This is a genomic window from Bradyrhizobium sp. 139, assembly GCF_023074175.1.
Taxonomy (GTDB): Bacteria; Pseudomonadota; Alphaproteobacteria; order Rhizobiales; family Xanthobacteraceae; genus Bradyrhizobium.
Window position 1 is genome coordinate 126,438 of sequence record NZ_JADPKS010000154.1, and the last position, 19,151, is coordinate 145,588.

The following is a 19,151-nucleotide window of genomic DNA, read 5'->3' on the forward strand; positions in this document are numbered from 1 at the left end:
ACGAGCGCCGGCTCCTCCTGGGTAAGCCAAGCCAATTCAGCGAGAGGAGACGACATGGGTTACGCTCGTGTCTCCGGAAATGGGCTGTACCAATGACGGACGGTCCGGTGATCATCGTCGGTGCCGGCCACGGCGGCTATCAGGCCGCGGCGTCCCTGCGCCAAGCGGGCTTTTCCGCTTCGATCTGCCTGATCAACGACGAGGCGCATCTGCCCTATCAGCGGCCGCCGCTGTCCAAGGCCTATATCAAGGGCTCGGCCGGGCCGGACAGCCTGATGTTCCGGCCGGAGAAATTCTACCAGGACCAGACAATCGAGCTGATGGCGGGCCGCGCGGTGTCGATCGATCGCGCCGGGCGCAAGGTGCACCTCGCATCTGGCGAGACACTGACCTACGGCCACCTCGTGCTGGCGACGGGCGCGCGCAACCGCCTGCTCGATCTGCCCAACGCCAATCTGCCCGACGTGAAATATCTACGTATCCTCGACGAGAGTGAGGCGCTGCGCGAAATCATTCCGTCGAAGGCACGGGTGGTGGTGATCGGTGCGGGCTTCATCGGCCTGGAATTCGCGTCCACCGCGCGGATCAAGGGTCTCGAGGTCGACGTGCTCGAACTCGCCCCGCGTGTGATGGCGCGCGCGGTGACGGCGGAGGTTTCCGAGTACTTCCAGCAACGGCATCGCGAGGCCGGCATCCGTATCCATCTCGGGGTGCAGGCAACCTCGATCGAGGCCGAGGGCGGAGAGGTCACCGGCGTCAGCCTCAGCGACGGAAGGCATCTGCCGGCCGACCTTGTCGTGGTCGGTGTCGGCGTGCTGCCGAACATCGAGCTTGCGGCGGAGGCGGGGCTTCCCGTCGCCGCGGGCATCATCGTCGACGAATATCTTGCGACGGCCGATCCAAATATTTCGGCGATCGGCGACTGCGCGTTGTTCGCAAGCCCGCGCTTCGGCGGATCGCAGCGGCTGGAATCGGTGCAGAACGCCACCGACCACGCCCGCTGCCTCGCGGCGCGGCTGACCGGCGACCGCAAGGCCTACGACAGCCATCCCTGGTTCTGGAGCGACCAGGGCGACGACAAGCTCCAGATCGCAGGGCTGACCACCGGTTACGACCACGTCGTGCTGCGCGGCGATCCCGCGAAGAAAGCGTTCTCGGCGTTCTGCTACAAGGGCGACAGGCTGCTCGGCATCGAGTCGGTCAACCGTGCCGGCGATCACATGTTCGGCCGCCGCCTGTTCGGCATGGAGCGCTCGATCACGCCGGAGCAGGCCGTGGATGAAAGCTTTGATTTGAAGGGCGCGCTGGCGTGAGGTCTTCTCCCTCGCCCCGTTCTTACGGGCCGCGACGAGCTTCGCTCGCGCTGGAGGGGCGGGGTGAGGGGCTCTATCCGCAAACCCGATGACAGTTGGACTCGCGGAGGCTCCCCCTCACCCGGATTGCATCTTCGATGCAATCCGACCTCTCCCCGCAAGCGGGGCGAGGTAAAGAAGCGCTCCGCCCTACAAGACGGCGGCGACTTCTGCAGCCGTCGGCATCGATGGCCCGGCGCCTATGCGCTGCACGGAGATCGAGGCGGCGGTGTTGGCGAAAGCGAGCGCGGCACGCAACGGCACTTCGTCGGCCAGTTGCGCCGCGAGCGCGCCGACGAAGCAATCGCCGGCACCGGTGGTGTCGACTGCCTTCACCATGCGGCCGGGCACGAAAATCTCCTGCTGGCCGACGAGCGCGAGCACGCCGCGCTTGCCGAGCGTCACGCAGATGGTCTGATCCTTGCTGGCCTGAAGCCGCCGCGTTGCATCGATGATCTGCGCCGGATCATCGTCTTCGGACAGCTCGACACCGGCGAGGAAGCCGAGCTCGGTCTCGTTCAGCACGAGTACGTCGACGAGCGCGAGCAACTCGCTGGACATTTTCTGCGCCGGCGCCGGGTTGAGCAGCGTTATCGCTTGAGCAGATCGCGCCCGCAAAAAGAACGCGGCAATCGTCGGCAGCGGGATCTCGAACTGGCTGACGGCAACATCGCCCTTCACCAGCGGAACGACGGTGACGTCGTCTGCGTCGACCAGCGCATTGGCACCGGGAATGACGACGATGGTGTTGTCGGCCTCGGCGACTGTGATGATCGCGGTGCCGGTATGGACTTCGACGTTCTCCTGGAGATAGCCGAGATCGATGCCTTGATCGCCAAGGAAAGTTTTCAGCTCAGCCCCGAAGGAATCCTTGCCGAGCCGTCCGATCAGCGTGGTCCGCGCACCCAGCCTTGACGCCGCGACTGCCTGGTTCGCACCTTTGCCGCCCGGAAAATACAGCACCTGCCGGCCTGCGACGGTCTCGCCGACTTTTGGGTGGCGATCGGCCGCCGCCACCACATCCATGTTGATGCTGCCGGCGACGAAGACGCGTCCCATGATATGCCCTTACAAAATCCTAGACCCTGACCTCGAACTCGTGCCTGACCTTGGCGATGTCGACAAGGGTCGGCAAGCCGGCCTCGTTGCCGAGGCGCTGGATCTTGAACGTCGAGGCAGCGCGCGCGAAGTCGAAATGCTCGCGCCAGCTTTTGCCGGGATGAGCCAGATATGAATAAATGTAGGCGCCGTGGAAGACGTCGCCGGCGCCGTTGGTGTCGATCACGCGCTCGCGCGGGATCGGCATCGCCGGCATGATCTCGACCGCGCCTGTTTCGTTGTACCAGAGCAGGCCATTCTCACCCATGGTGATGCCGCCGATCTTGCAGCCGCGGCCCTTGAGGTAGTCGAGCATCTTCTCCGGCGTCAGATCCATCTGCTCGCACAGCCGCTCGGCGACGATCGCCACATCGATGAATTCCAGCAGCTCATGCGTGTTGGTGCGCAGGCCGCCGCCGTCGAGCGAAGTCAAAATGCCGGCCTCGCGGCAGACTTTTGCGTAGTGGATCGCGGCATCGGGCTGGTGGCCGTCGACATGCAGCGCGCGGCAGCCGCCGAGATTGAGCATCGGGAACGGATGGATGTGGTCGTCGTCGCGGCAGCGGACGATGGCGCGCTTGCCGTCCTTTGGCATGATGAAGGAGAGCGAGGACTGGTTGACCTTCCGTCCATGTAGTGAGATCGCGTATTTCGCGCACATGTCCATAAACATGCGGCCGAGCCAGTCATTGGCCGCCGTGGCGATGAGGTCGGGCACGATGCCCAGCTTGGCGCAGCAGAACGCCGCCGTCACCGCATTGCCGCCGAAGGAGACCGCGTAGTCCGAGGCCACGTGCTTTTCGTCGCCGGTCGGCATGTGGTCGGTGATGAAGACGACGTCGATATAGGTCTGTCCGATAAAGAGAGCCTGCATTGCTTGTCCGTGATGCGCTTTGTGGTCCCGGCCGACGGGCTTACTCTAGCATCGGTTCCGCTGATGGGCCGCTGAAATTATTCGCAAAATCGCGGTCCGAAGCGCTTGAGGTCGGCTTGGGGCCGGAATACGACCATCATCGGGCAATGCCAAGCCCGGACAAATGCCGTCTCTCGGCCGGATGTTCCAGATCGATCGAAAGGGAAAACATGATCGTCGGCCTCGATCACGTCGTCGCTCTGGTGAGGGATATTGGTGCGGCCAAGACAGCCTATCAGACGCTGCTCGGGCGCGCGCCGGCCTGGCAGAATTCCGGCGAGGGCGCCGACCGGGTGCTCTTCACCCTTGAAAACATGACGATCGAATTGATGGCGCCGAGCGGCTTCAGCGTCGCCGCGGACCGGATGCGGGCGCTGCTTGACGACCGCGAAGGCGTGCTCGCCAGCCTGTGCTTTCGTGTCGCAGACATGGGCAAGATGCACCGGCGGCTGGAGCGGGTGGCTTTGCGGCCCGATCCGGTCGCCGAGGTCGAAAGCAGCGACGCCGAAACCGACGCCGTCCTGCACTGGAAGCGTACGCGTGCCGCCACGGAGCTGACGCGCGGCGTGCGCCTGTTCTTTCTCGAACTGGCCGAGGAACGCCCGCTATCGGCTGCCACCGACTTCGCGCCGATCGATGCGCTCGATCACGTCGTGATCACGACCGAGGATTCCGAGCGTGCCGCCGCACTCTACGGCGCGCGGCTCGGGCTCGACCTCGCGCTCGACCGTTCGCACCAGGATTGGGGCCAGCTGATGTTCTTCCGCTGCGGCGACCTCATCGTCGAGGTGGTGCGCCGCCCCGTGGCGGGCGGCGACCTCTTGCATGACCGTCTGTGGGGCCTGAGCTGGCGGGTGGCCGACGTCGACGCCGCGCGCGCCCGCCTGATCGCCGCCGGCCTCGACGTCACCGAGGTCCGCAACGGCCGCAAGCCCGGCACGCGGGTGATGACGGTCCGAACCGGCACCTGCGGCATCCAGACCGTGCTGCTGGAGCGTTCGCCAAAGCCGGTGGAATGACGAACGTTCTCAAACGCCGGCGCGCGTGTTACACGGCATCCTGAGAACACCCAGTGAGCAACCGGTTTGGCGAAGGCAAAGCGAACTCTGAAATGGCAGCGCGATCCGGAGGGGATGCGGCTGCGCATTCTCGAAGCCGCCAAGCAGGAGTTTTCGGCCCACGGCCTTGCCGGCGCGCGTGTCGACCGCATCGCAGCCAAGGCCGGCGCCAACAAGCGCATGCTCTATTACCACGTGGGCAACAAGGACGAACTCTATCTCGCGGTGCTCGAAGGCGCCTATGACAAGATCCGCAGCGAGGAGCGGGGGCTGGATCTGGAGCATCTCGATCCGCCCGAAGCGATCCGGCGCCTGATCGAGTTCACCTGGAATTATTTCCTGCGCAATCCCGAATTCCTGTCGCTGCTCCAGACCGAGAACCTCGCGCGCGCAAAGCACCTGAAACGCTCGGCCAAGGTCAAGTCGATGCACTCGCCCTTCGTCGAGATGATCCGCACCGTGGTGCGTCGCGGCGTCGCCAGCGGCGACTTCCAGGTCGCGGTCGATCCGGTCCAGCTCTACATCTCGATCGCCGCGCTCTGCTTCTTTTATCTCTCGAACTCGGCCACGCTGAGCGTGATCTTCGGCCGCGACCTGCTCGCCAAGGACGCCAAGGACGAAAGGTTGGCGCACATGGTCGGCCTCGTGCTCGCCGCGTTGACGGGGCAATCGGCCGCGCTGTTCGAGATCGCCAAGACGTCGAAGTCGCGCACCGCGGTGGCGCAGACGGTTTAATCCTACACTCTTGCCGCATTCGTCATGGCCGGCTTGTCCCGGCCATCCACGCGTCCGCGCGTGAGCGAAGACGTGGATGCCCGGGACATAGGCGAGCGGAAGCGCCGCCGTCTTTCAGACGGCTATGCCCGGGCATGACGAGCGGGGAACCCCGGCACAAAACGTCACAGGGAAACCGCTGGACAGTATTTATCCAACGGGTTAATTTCTTCCCCGAAGAACAAGACGACCGGGAGTGAAAATTGGCTGAGCTGAAGCCGCAAGGTGCGGTGTCCAAGATGCTGAATGCGGCCTGGATCCGGCCGTTCCTGTTCCTGGTCTTCATTGTCGTCGCCTGGGATCTCGCGATCCGGCTGTTCAGGATTCCCGCCTACCAGATCCCGTCGCCGGGCGATGTCATTGCAGTGCTGCGCACCGACTGGCCGGAGCTGCTGCGCCAGTCGTGGCCGACGACCTATGCCACCGTCTGTGGTTTCCTGCTGTCCGCGCTGTTCGGCATCCCCGTCGCCATGCTGATCGCGGGATCGAAGACGGTGGAGAGCTACGTCTATCCGCTGTTGGTGTTCTCCCAATCAGTGCCGAAGATCGCGATCGCGCCGCTGTTCGTGGTCTGGTTCGGCTTCGGCATCATTCCGAAAGTGATTTCGGCGTTCCTGCTCGGTTTCTTCCCCGTGGTCGTGTCCGCCGTGCAGGGCTTCAAGTCCGTCGACCCCGACATGGTCGATCTCGCCCGCGCCATGCAGGGCAGCCGGTTCCAGGTGTTCTGCGCGGTGAACCTGCCGCATGCGCTGCCTGCGATCTTCTCAGGCCTGAAAGTCTCGGTGACGCTGGCCGTGGTCGGTGCCGTCGTCGGCGAATTCGTCGGCTCCAATTCCGGTATCGGCTACGTGATGCAGCGCTCGATCGGAACCTTCGACCTGCCGACGATGTTCGCAGCCCTCGTGATCCTCGCTCTGCTCGGCGTGATCCTGTTCTGGATCGTGGACCGGATCGAGAAGCTGGTCATTCCCTGGCATGTCAGCCAGCGCGAGGACGTGATTTTCGCTTCTTAACTAAAGCAACGAACGGCCACCAACGGCCGGGCAATAACGACAAGGGAGAGTGACGATGAAGCGGTGGATAGGAGCGGTCTCGGCGGCGGTGATGGTGTTCGCGGCGATGCCGGCGCAGGCGGCCGACAAGGTCGTGCTGATGCTGAACTGGTACGTCTACGGCGAGCACGCGCCGTTCTATTACGGCAAGGCCAAGGGCATTTACGCGGCCGAGGGCATCGACCTCGAGATCCAGGAAGGCCGCGGCTCGGCTGCAACCACGCAGGCCGTTGCCGCCAAGACCGCCGACTTCGGCTATGTCGACGTCCCCACCATGATGCGCGCCGCGATCAAGGGCGCGCCTGTGGTCGCAACCGGCGTGCTGCTCCAGACCAGCCCGATGTCCGCCATGGGCTTTGTCGACAAGAACATCAAAAAGCCCGAGGACATCAAGGGCAAGACGGTGGCGATCACGCCGGCGGACTCGATGACCCAGATCTGGCCGCTGTTCCTGAAGAAGACCGGCCTGAAGGAGAGCGACTTCCAGACCGTTGCCGGCGACGGCCAGACCAAGCTCAATGCCGTCATCAACGGCCAGGCGGATCTGCTGCTCGGCTATGTCATGGACCAGTCCATGAAGATCAAGGACGCCACCGGCAAGGACGTCTATCCGATCAAGTTCGCCGACTACGGCATCAACATGGTCTCCTCGGGCATCATCGCCAACGCCGATTACGTGAAAGCCAATGCCGATCTCGTCCGCCGCTTCATGTCGGCGACGACCAAGGCGGTCGAAGCCGCCGAGAAGGAGCCGAAGGCGGCCGCGCAATCGATCCTCGATGCCAACCCCAAGGGCGGCAAGATCGATACGCTGACGCAGGGCTTTGAGCTGACCATACCGCTCTACCGGACGCCGGAAACCAAGAGCAAGCGGCCGTTCCAGGTCACCGACCAGAACATGACGGACTCCGTCAACCTGATGGTCGAATATGGCGGGCTCGACGCCAAGGCCAAGGAAAACCCGAAGGCCTTCTACACCAACGACTATCTGCCGAAGAGCGGCTCGTGAAACCAGCCGCGATATCGAGTGATGCCATGCAGCCGGCCGCCCATCTGAAACTGGTGAGCGACCGGGCCGCTGGCGATGCGTCGGGCATCACACTGTCCGGCGTGTCGAAGACCTACCGGACGCGCGACGGCGATGTGCCGTCGCTGCGGCCGCTCGATTTTCACATCAACGACGGCGAGTTCTTCGTCGTGGTCGGCCCGTCCGGCTGCGGCAAGTCCACGCTGCTCAAGCTGATCTCGGGGCTGCTGCCGCCGACCTCAGGCGAGATCCTGGTCGAGGGCGAGAAGGTGACGAAGCCGCACGGCAATGTCGGCATCGTCTTCCAGAACGCGCTGCTGCTGCCATGGCGCAACATCCTGTCCAATGTGATGCTGCCGATCGACATGAAACGGCTGCCGCGGCAAACATATCTCGACCGTGCCAAGGCGCTGTTGAAGATGGTCGGGCTCGAAGGCTTCGAGAAGAAGCTGCCCTGGCAGCTCTCCGGCGGCATGCAGCAGCGCGCCTCCATCTGCCGCGCGCTGGTGCATGATCCCAGGATCATGCTGATGGACGAGCCGTTCGGCGCGCTCGACGCGCTGACGCGCGAGCGCATGAATGTCGAACTGATGCGGATCCAGCGCGAGACCAGGAAGACCGTGCTGCTGATCACGCATTCGATCCCCGAGGCCGTGTTCCTCGCGGACCGCGTGCTGGTCATGACCGAGCGCCCCGGTGCGGTCGCCGCGATCTATGACGTGCCACTGCCGCGCCCGCGCTCGCTCGATGTGATGGCCGACCCTGTCTTCACCGAGCTCGTGCAGCGCATCCGCAAACATTTCTTCTCGCAAGGGGCGCTGGACTAGCGACGATGAGATCAATTTCGATTTCCGGAGCGTCATGCCCGGGCTTGTCCCGGGCATCCACGCTTTGCCCCGCGCGACAAAGAACGTGGGTGCCCGGGACAAGCCCGGGCATGACGACCTTCTCAGGATCATGCCTGTGCGCCTGAAGCTGCGAGACATCGCCTTCTTCGAACGACCCGTGCGTTTCGCGCGGCCGTTCCGCTTCGGCGCGATCACGATCAATGCGACGCCGCAGCTGTTCGTACGGGTCGAAATCGAGGTCGAGGGCAAAGGCAACAATAAGGGAAGTGCAGTCGGCGCCAGCGCCGAGCTGCTGGTGCCGAAATGGTTCGACAAGCGGCCGGAGCTGTCGCCGGCGCAGACGGTCGATGGCCTGCGGCGCTCGCTGGAGATTGCGCGGGGGCTTTATCTTGCGCGGACCGGATTTCTGACGGCTTTCGATCTGCATGCCTCGTGTATCGGTGCCCAGGTCGCGACGTGTGCGAAAAACAACATTCCGGCGCTTGCGGCGGCTTATGGCCCCGCGGCGATCGACAAGGCGATCCTCGATGCATTGTTGCGCGCCGCCAAGACCAACTTCTTCGATGGGATGGCCGCCAACATTGCCGGCATCGATGCGCGGCTTTCTCCTGACCTGACGGAAGCGGACATCACGACGTTTCTCTCCGGCCGGAAGCCGCTGTCGCGTGTTGCTGTCAGGCATACCGTCGGCCTCGACGATACGGTCGAGGGTAAGGGCGGTGTTGCCGATGCGCGCGAGAACGCCGGTGCAAATTATTTCAAGCTGAAGCTGTCGGGCGATCCCGTGGCCGATGCAGTGCGGCTGGCCCGCATCGGCAAGGAACTCGATGCGCTGGGACGCGGCTGCAAGGTGACGCTCGACGCAAACGAGCAGTACGCCGATCTCGCGGCGCTGCATGCGCTGATGGAGCGGCTCGATCACGATCCCGCATTGCGACCGATCTCGTCGCGATTGCTTTATGTCGAGCAACCGATGCCGCGCGACATCACCCGGCAATCCCCGCTCGGCTCGCTGGCCGCGTGCGATTTCATCATCGATGAAGCCGATGATTCCTACGATGCGTTCCCGGCGGCGCGGGCGCTGGGCTATCGCGGCATTTCCTCGAAGTCCTGCAAGGGCCTCTACAAGTCCATCATCAATGCGACGCGCGCGGCGAAATGGAGCGCGGACGGTGAGAGGTTCTTCGTCACCGGCGAGGACCTCACCTGCCAGGCCGGCCTTGCCGTGCAGCAGGATCTCGCGCTCGGCGCCCTGATCGGCGTCACCCACGCCGAACGCAACGGCCATCACTATGTCGACGGCTTTGGCGAGACGCCCGCCGCGGAAGCCCAGGCCTTCGCCGCCGCGCATCCCGGTCTCTATGCCGACGCCGGGCAGGGCGTCCGGCTCTCCATTCACAACGGCGATCTCCTCACGGGATCGCTTCATTGCACGGGCTTCGCGACGTCGGTCCATCCGGACTGGTCGGCGCTCGCCCCGCTCGAACAGCCAAAATCACTCTGGGAGAAATTGGCATGACCACTCAACGCCTCGGCCTCATCATGAACGGCGTCACCGGCCGCATGGGGCTCAACCAGCATCTGATCCGTTCGATCGTCGCGATCCGCGAGCAGGGCGGCGTCCGGCTGAAGAACGGCGACCGCGTGATGCCCGATCCGATCCTGGTCGGCCGCAGCGCCGACAAGATCGAAGGGCTCGCCAAGCAGTTCAATATCACCCGCTGGACGACCGATCTCGATGCGGCGCTCGCCGACAAGAACGATACCATGTTCTTCGATGCTGCGACCACGCAGGCCCGGCCGGGTCTGCTGACCCAGGCCATCAATGCCGGCAAGCACGTCTATTGCGAGAAGCCGATCGCGACGAACTTTGAAGAGGCGCTCGAGGTCGTCAAGCTTGCCAATGCCAAGGGCGTCAAGCACGGCACGGTGCAGGACAAGCTGTTCCTGCCCGGCCTGAAGAAGATCGCGTTCCTGCGCGATTCCGGTTTCTTCGGCCGCATCCTCTCGGTGCGCGGCGAGTTCGGCTATTGGGTATTCGAAGGCGGCTGGCAGGAGGCGCAGCGGCCGTCCTGGAACTACCGCGACGAGGACGGCGGCGGCATCATCCTCGATATGGTCTGCCACTGGCGCTACGTGCTCGACAATCTCTTCGGCGAAGTCGAGAGCGTGATGTGCATCGGCAGCACCGACATTCCCGAGCGTTTTGACGAGCAGGGAAAGAAGTACAAGGCGACTGCGGACGATTCGGCTTACGCCACGTTCCAGCTCAAGGGCGGCGTCATCGCCCATATCAACATGTCCTGGGTGACGCGTGTCTACCGCGACGACCTCGTCACTTTCCAGGTCGACGGCACGCTCGGTTCGGCGGTCGCGGGCCTCTCCGACTGCGTGATCCAGGCGCGGCAGGCCACGCCCCGGCCGGTGTGGAATCCGGACGAGAAGCGGCTGCACGATTTCTACGGCGACTGGCAGAAGCTGCCGGTCAATGTCAGCTACGACAACGGCTTTAGGGAGCAATGGGAGATGTTCATCCGCCACGTCTATGAGGATGCGCCCTACAAGTTCACGCTGCTCGAAGGCGTCAAGGGCGTGCAGCTCGCTGAATGCGCGTTGAAGAGCTGGAAGGAACGGCGCTGGATCGACGTCGCGCCGATCAAGGTCTGAGGAGCAAGCATGAACAAGCCTGTCTTGCCGATGTCGTCATTGTCGCTCAAGCTGCCGAAAGCCGATCGGTCGATCGAGACCTATCGGCTCGCGGCCTCGCGGACATTTCCCGCAAAGCTCGAGGGACCGCTGAATCGCATCGCGTTCTCGGCCGTGCATACCGTCGTCGATCCCTTCGCCGACAACGATCCCTGGCTTTCGGTCACCGTCGACTGGGACAAGACCATCGCGTTCCGCGAGCACGTCTGGGACCTCGGCCTCGGCGTTGCCGAAGCCATGGACACCGCGCAGCGCGGCATGGGGCTGGACTGGCCGACTTCACTGGAGCTGATCACGCGTTCGGTCGCCGCCGCCAAGCGGCGCAACGCGCTGGTGTTCTCGGGCGCCGGCACGGACCATCTCGCGGTCGAGGATGCCAAGAGCCTCGACGACGTGATCCGCGCCTATGAGGAGCAGATCGCGGCGGTCGAGAAGGTTGGCGGCCGCATCATCCTGATGGCCTCGCGTGCGCTGGCGAAACTTGGCCGCAACGCCGATGATTATGCAAAAGTCTATGATCGCGTGCTGTCGCAGGTCCGCGAGCCCGTCATCATTCATTGGCTGGGCGACATGTTTGATCCGGCGCTGACGGGATATTGGGGCACCAAGGATCTCGACAAGGCGATGGACATTGCGGTGGCCATCATCAACGCCAACGCTGCCAAGATCGACGGCGTAAAAGTCTCGCTGCTGGACAAGCAGCGCGAGATCGACATGCGCAGGCGCCTGGACAAGCGCATCAAGATGTACACCGGCGACGACTTCAATTACGCGGAGCTGATCGCCGGCGACAGCCAAGGCTTCTCGCACGCGCTGCTCGGCATCTTCGACGCGATCGCGCCGGCGGCGTCCTACGCGCTGTCGCGGCTGGCCGCCGGCGACGAAGCCGGCTTCCACGACGTGCTGGGGCCAACCGTGCCGCTGTCGCGCCACATCTTCAAGGCCCCGACGCGCTTCTACAAGACTGGCGTGGTGTTCATGGCCTACCTGAACGGCCACCAGGATCATTTCACCATGGTTGGCGGCCAGGAGAGCACGCGCTCGACGCTGCATCTGGCTGAACTGTTCCGTCTCGCCGATCAGGCTGGCCTGCTCGCCAATCCGGAACTGGCGACGCGACGGATGAAGACCGTGCTGGCTTCGCACGGGATCGAACCCTGATGCGCGATTTTTCGTCCGACCATCGCTGGCTGTCGCTGAACACGGCGACAGTCCGCAAGCAGGGTGACCTTGTCCAGATCATCGACGCCTGCGCACGTCACGGCATCCGCGCCATCGATCCCTGGCGCGACCAGGTTACTGCCGTGGGCCTCGACCGCGCCGCGCGTGCGGTGCGCGAAGCCGGCCTCGCGCTTTCGGGCTATTGCCGCGGCGGCATGTTCACCTCCGACGCGTCGCGTCGTGGCGAAGTGCGCGACGACAACCGGCGCTGCGTCGATGAGGCCAAGGCGCTCGGCGCGCCCTGCATCGTGCTGGTCGTCGGCGGCCTGCCGCAATATTCCAGGCCGGGCAGCGAGGCTTCCAAGGATATCGCCGGCGCGCGAAGGCAGGTCGAGGAAGCCCTTGCCGAGATGCTCGACTACGCCAGGCAGGCAAAGCTGCCACTGGCGATCGAGCCGCTGCATCCGGCCTATGCGGCCGATCGCGCCTGCGTCAACACGACGAAGCAGGCGCTCGACATCTGCGATCGGCTCGATCCCGGTCGCAGCGGCATGCTCGGCGTCGCGCTCGATGTCTATCACATCTGGTGGGATCCGGAGCTGATGGGCCAGATCGCGCGTGCCGGCAAGGATCGGCTTCTGGCGTTTCACGTCTGCGACTGGCTGGTGCCGACCAGCGACATCCTCAACGACCGCGGCATGATGGGCGACGGCGTCATCGATATCAGATCGGTGCGCGAAGCGGTCGAGGCGCAAGGCTTTGCCGGCTATTCGGAGATCGAGATCTTTTCCAACGATTGGTGGGGCAAGCCGATGGACGAGGTGCTACGCACCTGCATCGCGCGCCATAAGACGGTCGTGTAGGTCTGACGCGCGCTGCCCTCACGGGCTTGCGACCTGTTGCAGCGTGTTGAAGCTCGCCTTCTGCTCGCGGCTCGGTGTTGAATGGTTCAACTGGCAACCGAGATTGAGAATTTTCAGGTGCGTTGGCCTTACAGGCCGCGCCCCTCCCAGTACATGGGCGTCCCGTAATACCGGTGGGTGCGTGTTTCCCAGTCTCTATCCTGCCACGAGTCATCACTGAACTCAGGTGCATCCTTCAGCTGTTGCTCGGTGATACTCGTTCGAAAACCACCAAGCGACGTATCGAATGTCAGAGCGCCCCACGGGATGGGATAATGGCTGTGGCCCAACCCTACAAATCCGCCAAAGCTCATCACGGCATAAGCCACGCGACCTGACATCTTATCGATGATGAGGTGATCAACCTCACCGATGTTCTTTCCATCTGCCCCATAAACCTTGGTTCCCTGAATGTCTTCGCTTGAGATGCATTGATGATCCGGATGGGCTGTCGCGCGGGCCATGGCTTCCTCCCTCACAAGTGGGTTTTGGCGACTTAACTCTGACCGCTACAGAGTCGTTCCTGGCACTCCGGAGAACATTTCACGACGAAGGCGCCGCCACAGCGCCAAGCACCATCTATCATCGCTGATATTGGCTCTAACAACCTCCAGTCCCGATGACCTTGCAAAGACCTGAGACTCCCGTGACGCAGCCCTGACCGCGAAACCGTAGTCCAAAAGGTGTTGAACGACGCGCCGGTCCAAAAAGCCGGTACCGCCGAAGGCAGTCACTTTTCGGCTGGTCATCCTGCTTCAACCTGACCGCAAAGTCGACGCGATGGCTCCCCACCGCCTCGGTTTATACCCGCCGTGAAGGTTTCTACCTTGCTTCACAAATGATCGCGAAGATTGGTGCCACACCTTCTTTTTGAACGCAGTGGTCGCAGCAATAATAGGTGCCATCCGGCGGGCAATTGTTGAGCAGATCGATAGTCCGAGATCGGTGCCGTTGGTTTTGCCCCGAACAGGTCCCACGTTCGCTTCCTGGTTGGAGTACCACCAATGATGTAGTGGACAGTCATCAGCTTTCAGGCAGAATGTCATCACCCCAATGACGCAGCCTCGCCACAGTCTGTGCCAGACCGGATGCGGTAATCAGTGGCATCAACGATCAGCAGGCACGGCGGATGTACCCATGCCTGATGATCTTGAATGGCCCCGACGTGTAATCGTCGGGGCCATTGTTGTGATGTGGCAAGGCTAGCGACTTTTGCCGAAGGGCGCCGGCGTGGTCCTGTCCCGGACCCGTTTCATTGCGGCGAAAAAGAAAGACCGCCCGAAGGCGATCTTGCAGTCCAATGCGCCGGGCCAAAATAGTCTCGGGATCAAACTTTGTCCGGCCCGGTTTGATCGCGAGCATAACCATCCAGGAAGGGCCGCTCACAATTCAGATTTCAGTCCTGAAATGGAATGCACCTGCGACTTGGCAACCCGTCGTGCGATGCGAGCTTTGTTGCATGCCTGCGTATGGCGCAGGCCGCGCCGCTGTCATTCTGCGCGCTGCCTTTTGCTGCCGCCAGTGCCCGCGTCGTTTCGGTCCGACCAAGTCGGTGAAATGTCAGACGATTGCGCTGTCATCGATTGACCGTCAAACAGCGGACTATCACTCGTCGATTCAATTTGCGAAGCTGTGACAACACAAATGCGCTTGTAAGCAAACAAACGCGAAGGGAGGTTCGCAGTGGAGAAGGTGCAGCGCTTGCGTGCAAGGGGTTCGCTGTGCCGGCAACAGGCCGCGTACAACAGCATGAACAAATGGAAGCTGCTCGCAGAAGCAGAATACTGGGATCACCTGACCGATCTTGAGCTGTCTTCTTACTTCCAACAACGCCATTAGCTCTGAGGTAGAGCGGCCTCAAGCGATCACAAACGCGAACGACGCTCGGCGGGAGACGATTTCCGCCGCCTGAAGGACGGACGAGGCCGTCTTCTCACTTGCTGCCGGGCTCGACACGATCGCGAATGACCGTGAGCGGAAGTATGGATATGCCCTCGTTAGATCCCCGGTCTAGCCCGGTTCCCGCACGTTCCCGATTTCGCGCACTGCCCAGCAGTGATAAGATGCGGTAGTCACCAGGGCTAACCTGAGGGAGGGAATCATGACGAACTTGGCCTCCTCGACGAGCTTCGACGTTGGAGCCGAAGTTACTGGAGCTTATGCGGCCTGGGATTTGGCGTTCAACAAAGCTGACGCTAAAGCGGTCGCCGCAACCTATATTTCGAACGCCAAAGTGCTGCCACCGACGCATCAGGTCATATCGGGTCCGGAAGAAATCGAGAAGTTCTTCGCTGGGCTGTTTTCAGGCGGATTCACTGATCACAAACTAACGATCATAGACGTGGGTGGAGATGAGAAGGTCGTCTACAGTACCGCAAAATGGACGGCCAATGGCAAGGGACCCGATGGGAGCCGCCAAAGTGCTGGCGGCATTGCCACCCATGTGTTCGAGCGTCAAGCGGACGGCTCACTGAAGCTGAGGTTGCATACCTTCAACTGAGTTCGCCGTCGTATCGCTTGGCGCCGCGCGAGGAGACTTCGCGTGGACATAGCCGAATGGCTTCGCAGTCTTGGGCTGGAGCGCTACACTCAGGCCTTCCAGGAAGCCGAAGTCACGCCGGATGTCCTGCAAGATCTGACTGAAACCGATCTGCGAGAACTTGGCTTGCCGCTCGGCCCGCGCAAGATCGTACTGAAGGCGATTCAAGCACGCTCATCATCGATCGCTCCCGCCCCCATTGATGCTGGTGAGCCAACTGAACAGATAAGGCCGGCACTCCCCTCAGAGGCGGACCGTCGGCAGCTTACGGTCATGTTCGTCGACTTGGTCGGTTCAACCGCGCTCGCCTCAGGGCGCGACCCCGAGGAATTGCGTGACCTCATGCAGGCCTACCACAACAGCGTGGCGGGCGAGATCGCCAGGTTCGAAGGCCACATAGCCAAGCTCTTGGGCGACGGCGTTCTCGCGTATTTCGGTTGGCCGCGGGCGCATGAAGATGAGGCGGAGCGTGCCGTCCGCGCCGGGCTTCGAGTGACCAAGGCGGTCGCCTCCCTAACCGAGCCGGGCGGTGTAGCGCTTGCCGCTCGCGTCGGCGTTGCAACCGGTCTCGTCGTGGTCGGCGAACTGATAGGCGAGGGAGAGGCTCGTGAGCGCGCAGTGATCGGCGAAACCCCGAACCTGGCTGCCCGACTGCAGAGTCTGGCCGAGCCTGGTGATGTGGTGATCGCTGAGTCAACGCGCCGCCTACTCGCCGAAGCCTTCATGTACCAGGACCTCGGCACGGTGCCTCTCAAGGGTTTCCCGGAACCAGTGCAGGCCTGGCTTGTCATTGGCGAGGGCGCGGCCGAGAGTCGGTTCGATGCCCAGCACGGTATCGCAACGACCGCGCTCGTCGGACGGAATCAAGAACTTGCATTGCTCTTGGACCGCTGGGAGCAGGCGAAAGAGCGAGAGGGACAGATCGTCCTGCTCGGCGGCCAAGCAGGCATTGGCAAGTCCCGGCTCGTGCGCGCACTGCGCGACCACCTCGCAGGTGCGCCGCACACGCCACTGAGCCATTTCTGTTCTCCGTTCCATACCAGCACCGCGTTGTACCCTATCATTGGCCTCCTTGAGCGGGCAGCAGGAATACGACGGGAGGACGCTCCAGAAGAACAGCTCGATAAACTCGAGGCCATGCTCGCTCTTGCAACAAACGACGTGCATGAATGCGCGCCGGTTCTGGCGGACCTCCTGGCAATCCCGACAGGTGAGAGATACCCGCCACTTGCACTTAGTCCACACCAGAAGAAGGAGCGAACGTTCCAGGCTCTCCTGGAGCAGATACAAGGCCTCGCGGCAAAGCAGCCGCTGCTCGCCGTTTACGAGGATGTTCACTGGGCAGACCCCACCATGCTCGAACTCCTCGACCGGGCCGTTGACGAGGTGCAGCAACTTCCGATTCTGATGATTGTCACCTTCCGGCCAGAGTTCGTTCCGCGCTGGACAGGTCATGGGCACGTGACAGCGCTCTCTTTAAGCCGACTGGGTCGCAGGCAAGGGACGGCTATCGTTGACCGGATCACTGGCGGCAAAATACTTCCACAAGAGGTGCTTGAGCAGATTTTGGCCAAAACTGATGGCGTGCCGTTATTTGTCGAGGAGCTTACCAAGGCCGTCGTTGAATCCGGACTGCTCAAAGACCATGGCAATCGCTACGAGTTGATAGGCCCGTTGCCGCCGCTGGCGATTCCGACGACGCTGCAGGACTCCTTGATGGCCCGCCTCGATCGGTTGGCGCCGGTCAAGGAAGTCGCGCAGATCGCTGCTTGCATCGGGCGCGAATTCGGACACGATCTTTTGCGATCAGTTACAGCGCTCGACGAATACGCGCTCCAGCGTGCTCTCAATGAGCTATTGAGAGCCGAGCTCATATTCCGGCGTGGAGCACCTCCGGATATTGGCTATAGCTTCAAACACGCGCTGGTCCAAGACATCGCGCATGAGAGCCTCTTAAAGAGCAAGCGGCAGCAGATCCATGCCCGCATCGCTGCAGCTCTCGAAGAACAGTATCCTGCCCGCGCGGAGGCCGAGCCGGAAACGATTGCTTCACACCTTACGCAGGGTGGGCTGGCGGGAAAGGCAGTCGGCTATTGGCTGCGGGCCGGCCGGATTGCAGCGGGACGTTCCGCCAATCTCGAAGCGATCACTCACCTCACAAGGGGACTGGAGGCACTCAAGTCCAATCCACAGGGACCGGAGCGCGATCGCCAGGAACTCGCGCTGCAAACGGCGATCGGAGGTCCGCTGATTGCCATTCACGGATACACGGCTCCGCAACTGGGTACGGCCTTCAGCAGGGCTCACGCGCTCTGTTATGAACTCGATGACACGGGTGCCTTGTTCGCTACTCTTAGCGGGAAGTTCATTTTCCACTTCGTGCGCGGCGACTTTGGTGCCATGCAGAGCCTCGTTGCCGAGGCGCAGCGCGCCGCCGAGCGCACCGGCGACACGGCACTTGAATTAGCTACACATCGTTTGGCGGCGCTAACCGCCATGCATGCCGGCGACTTTCTTACGGCTCGCTCGGAGCTCGAAACGATCTTGAGTCGTTATCAGCCGGACACGCATCGGCCGCCGCCAGTTCACTATGTACATGACCCGAAGGCCTCGGCGTTACCCTACTTGGCAGTTGTGCTTTGGATCCTAGGCTACCCCGAGCAGGCCCTGATGACCAGCCGCGCGGCGTTTGAATACGCTGCTGAGCTAAACCAGACGAACCTTACCGCGCACGTGCAGGTCTATGGCGGAGCGGGGCTTGCGGAACTGATGGGTGACATCGCGGCTGTGCATGCGCACGCCGAAGCCATCATCGATCTTGCCGATAAGCACAGCCTGAACTATTGGCGCTTGAGCGGCCTCATCCTACGGGGTTGGGCAATGGCACAAGAAGGTAACGTAGACGGCGGTCTGGCGCTCATGCGCCTCCGTCTGAACGAGCGGGACAGGCTCGGAGCCAGTTGGTACCAGGTCCGGTACTTGTGGATGCTCGCGGCGACGTACCACCGGTTGGGTGACGACGAAAACGGTTTGGCCACCCTGGCGGAAGCGAAGGCCATTGCTGCGCGCAACGAAGAGCACATGTGGGAGGCGGAACTTGCATGCATTGATGGCGAACTGCATCACATTCGTGGTGCTCCAGCTGAGGAAGTCGAGAATTACTTGCAAGCTGCGCTCAAGATCGCCCAGAGCCAAAGCGCGAAATCCTTTGAATTACGTGCGGCTATGAGCCTGGCTCGGCTTTGGCGCGACCAGGGGCGGATGGCCGACGCGCGAGGCCTCCTTGGCTCCGTTTACGGCTGGTTTACGGAAGGCTTCGAAACAACAGACCTTCGTTCCGCCAAGGTACTCGTGCAGGAACTTGCTGAGGTTTAATGCCTTCGTTCAGTGACGCATAAAGGCACCCGCATCTAGGCGCAGGTCTGGTGCTCCCGGTGAACCGAAGCTTGCCTGCTGATGTTCGCGCAATCTTGAAAACCAAGGTGGGTGTTGGCGGGCACTCGGCCCCCACGACGAAGGGCCGAATGGTGGAAAGATGATCTGCCATCGACGGCGGCATTGGCTCCCAGCAGCCCTTGCAGCCGCCCTCTGACGGTGCTCGCGTAAGCCCCCGGTGAAGGCCGCCTTCCCGGATCGTGCTCAAGCGTGAGATGCTTTGCTCATTAATTTGCAAACAAATGAGCAAACGTGACGACGGTAACGGTTCTATCCGGTCCAGAGC

The 19,151-nt window shown here is 62.4% G+C and carries 16 protein-coding genes; 13 read left to right on the forward strand and 3 right to left on the reverse strand.

Translation table 11 applies throughout. From position 1 onward, the window contains the following. Positions 1–92: 92 nt before the first annotated feature. Complete coding sequence (locus tag IVA80_RS33510; protein WP_247439325.1) at positions 93–1,313, forward strand: FAD-dependent oxidoreductase; 1,221 nt, start codon at positions 93–95, stop codon at positions 1,311–1,313. Positions 1,314–1,502: 189 nt separating this feature from the next. On the opposite strand, the gene IVA80_RS33515 is transcribed toward IVA80_RS33510, so the two are convergent. Together IVA80_RS33515 and IVA80_RS33520 are read right to left on the reverse strand one after the other, a co-directional pair. Next, positions 1,503–2,411, reverse strand: a complete 909-nt coding sequence (locus IVA80_RS33515) for a ribokinase (protein ID WP_247439327.1) — start codon at positions 2,409–2,411, stop codon at positions 1,503–1,505. Between the two features lie 19 nt (positions 2,412–2,430). Next, positions 2,431–3,324, reverse strand: coding sequence for a sugar kinase (locus IVA80_RS33520; protein WP_247439330.1), 894 nt, complete (start codon positions 3,322–3,324; stop codon positions 2,431–2,433). 209 nt (positions 3,325–3,533) lie between these two features. On the opposite strand from IVA80_RS33520, the gene IVA80_RS33525 reads away from it, so the two are divergent. The 9 genes from IVA80_RS33525 (at position 3,534) to IVA80_RS33565 (ending at position 12,852) form a co-directional block, all read left to right on the forward strand. Further along, positions 3,534–4,382: a VOC family protein gene (locus IVA80_RS33525; protein WP_247439332.1), complete on the forward strand. Its 849-nt coding sequence runs from the start codon at positions 3,534–3,536 to the stop codon at positions 4,380–4,382. A gap of 66 nt (positions 4,383–4,448) precedes the next feature. Beyond that, positions 4,449–5,156 (forward strand): TetR/AcrR family transcriptional regulator, encoded by a 708-nt coding sequence (locus IVA80_RS33530; RefSeq protein WP_247439334.1) that lies wholly within the window; start codon positions 4,449–4,451, stop codon positions 5,154–5,156. 242 nt (positions 5,157–5,398) lie between these two features. Beyond that, on the forward strand, positions 5,399–6,208 hold the full coding sequence (locus tag IVA80_RS33535) for an ABC transporter permease (RefSeq protein WP_247439336.1): 810 nt from the start codon (positions 5,399–5,401) through the stop codon (positions 6,206–6,208). A gap of 55 nt (positions 6,209–6,263) precedes the next feature. Beyond that, on the forward strand, positions 6,264–7,256 hold the full coding sequence (locus IVA80_RS33540) for an ABC transporter substrate-binding protein (protein WP_247439337.1): 993 nt from the start codon (positions 6,264–6,266) through the stop codon (positions 7,254–7,256). Positions 7,257–7,282: 26 nt separating this feature from the next. Then, complete coding sequence (locus IVA80_RS33545) at positions 7,283–8,101, forward strand: ABC transporter ATP-binding protein (protein ID WP_247439339.1); 819 nt, start codon at positions 7,283–7,285, stop codon at positions 8,099–8,101. Positions 8,102–8,231: 130 nt separating this feature from the next. Next, positions 8,232–9,641 carry a hypothetical protein gene (locus IVA80_RS33550; protein ID WP_247439362.1) on the forward strand — a complete coding sequence of 470 codons (1,410 nt, stop codon included), beginning with the start codon at positions 8,232–8,234 and terminating at the stop codon, positions 9,639–9,641. Beyond that, entirely contained in the window at positions 9,638–10,789 is a 1,152-nt protein-coding gene (locus IVA80_RS33555) for a Gfo/Idh/MocA family oxidoreductase (RefSeq protein ID WP_247439341.1), read from the forward strand. Before IVA80_RS33550 ends, IVA80_RS33555 begins: the two co-directional genes overlap by 4 nt. 9 nt (positions 10,790–10,798) lie before the next feature. Continuing rightward, a complete protein-coding gene (locus IVA80_RS33560; protein ID WP_247439342.1) occupies positions 10,799–11,989 on the forward strand; it encodes a dihydrodipicolinate synthase family protein in 1,191 nt (396 codons plus the stop codon). Continuing rightward, positions 11,989–12,852 (forward strand): sugar phosphate isomerase/epimerase family protein, encoded by an 864-nt coding sequence (locus tag IVA80_RS33565; RefSeq protein WP_247439344.1) that lies wholly within the window; start codon positions 11,989–11,991, stop codon positions 12,850–12,852. Before IVA80_RS33560 ends, IVA80_RS33565 begins: the two co-directional genes overlap by 1 nt. 128 nt (positions 12,853–12,980) lie before the next feature. Here the strand turns inward: IVA80_RS33565 and IVA80_RS33570 are convergent, their stop codons facing one another. Beyond that, entirely contained in the window at positions 12,981–13,355 is a 375-nt protein-coding gene (locus IVA80_RS33570; RefSeq protein WP_247439346.1) for a PRC-barrel domain-containing protein, read from the reverse strand. A gap of 1,219 nt (positions 13,356–14,574) precedes the next feature. On the opposite strand from IVA80_RS33570, the gene IVA80_RS33575 reads away from it, so the two are divergent. The 3 genes from IVA80_RS33575 (at position 14,575) to IVA80_RS33585 (ending at position 18,805) form a co-directional block, all read left to right on the forward strand. Then, on the forward strand, positions 14,575–14,730 hold the full coding sequence (locus tag IVA80_RS33575; RefSeq protein WP_247439348.1) for a hypothetical protein: 156 nt from the start codon (positions 14,575–14,577) through the stop codon (positions 14,728–14,730). 262 nt (positions 14,731–14,992) lie between these two features. After that, positions 14,993–15,391, forward strand: a complete 399-nt coding sequence (locus tag IVA80_RS33580; protein WP_247439350.1) for a nuclear transport factor 2 family protein — start codon at positions 14,993–14,995, stop codon at positions 15,389–15,391. Positions 15,392–15,433: 42 nt separating this feature from the next. Continuing rightward, on the forward strand, positions 15,434–18,805 hold the full coding sequence (locus IVA80_RS33585; RefSeq protein WP_247439352.1) for an adenylate/guanylate cyclase domain-containing protein: 3,372 nt from the start codon (positions 15,434–15,436) through the stop codon (positions 18,803–18,805). Positions 18,806–19,151 lie beyond the last annotated feature (346 nt).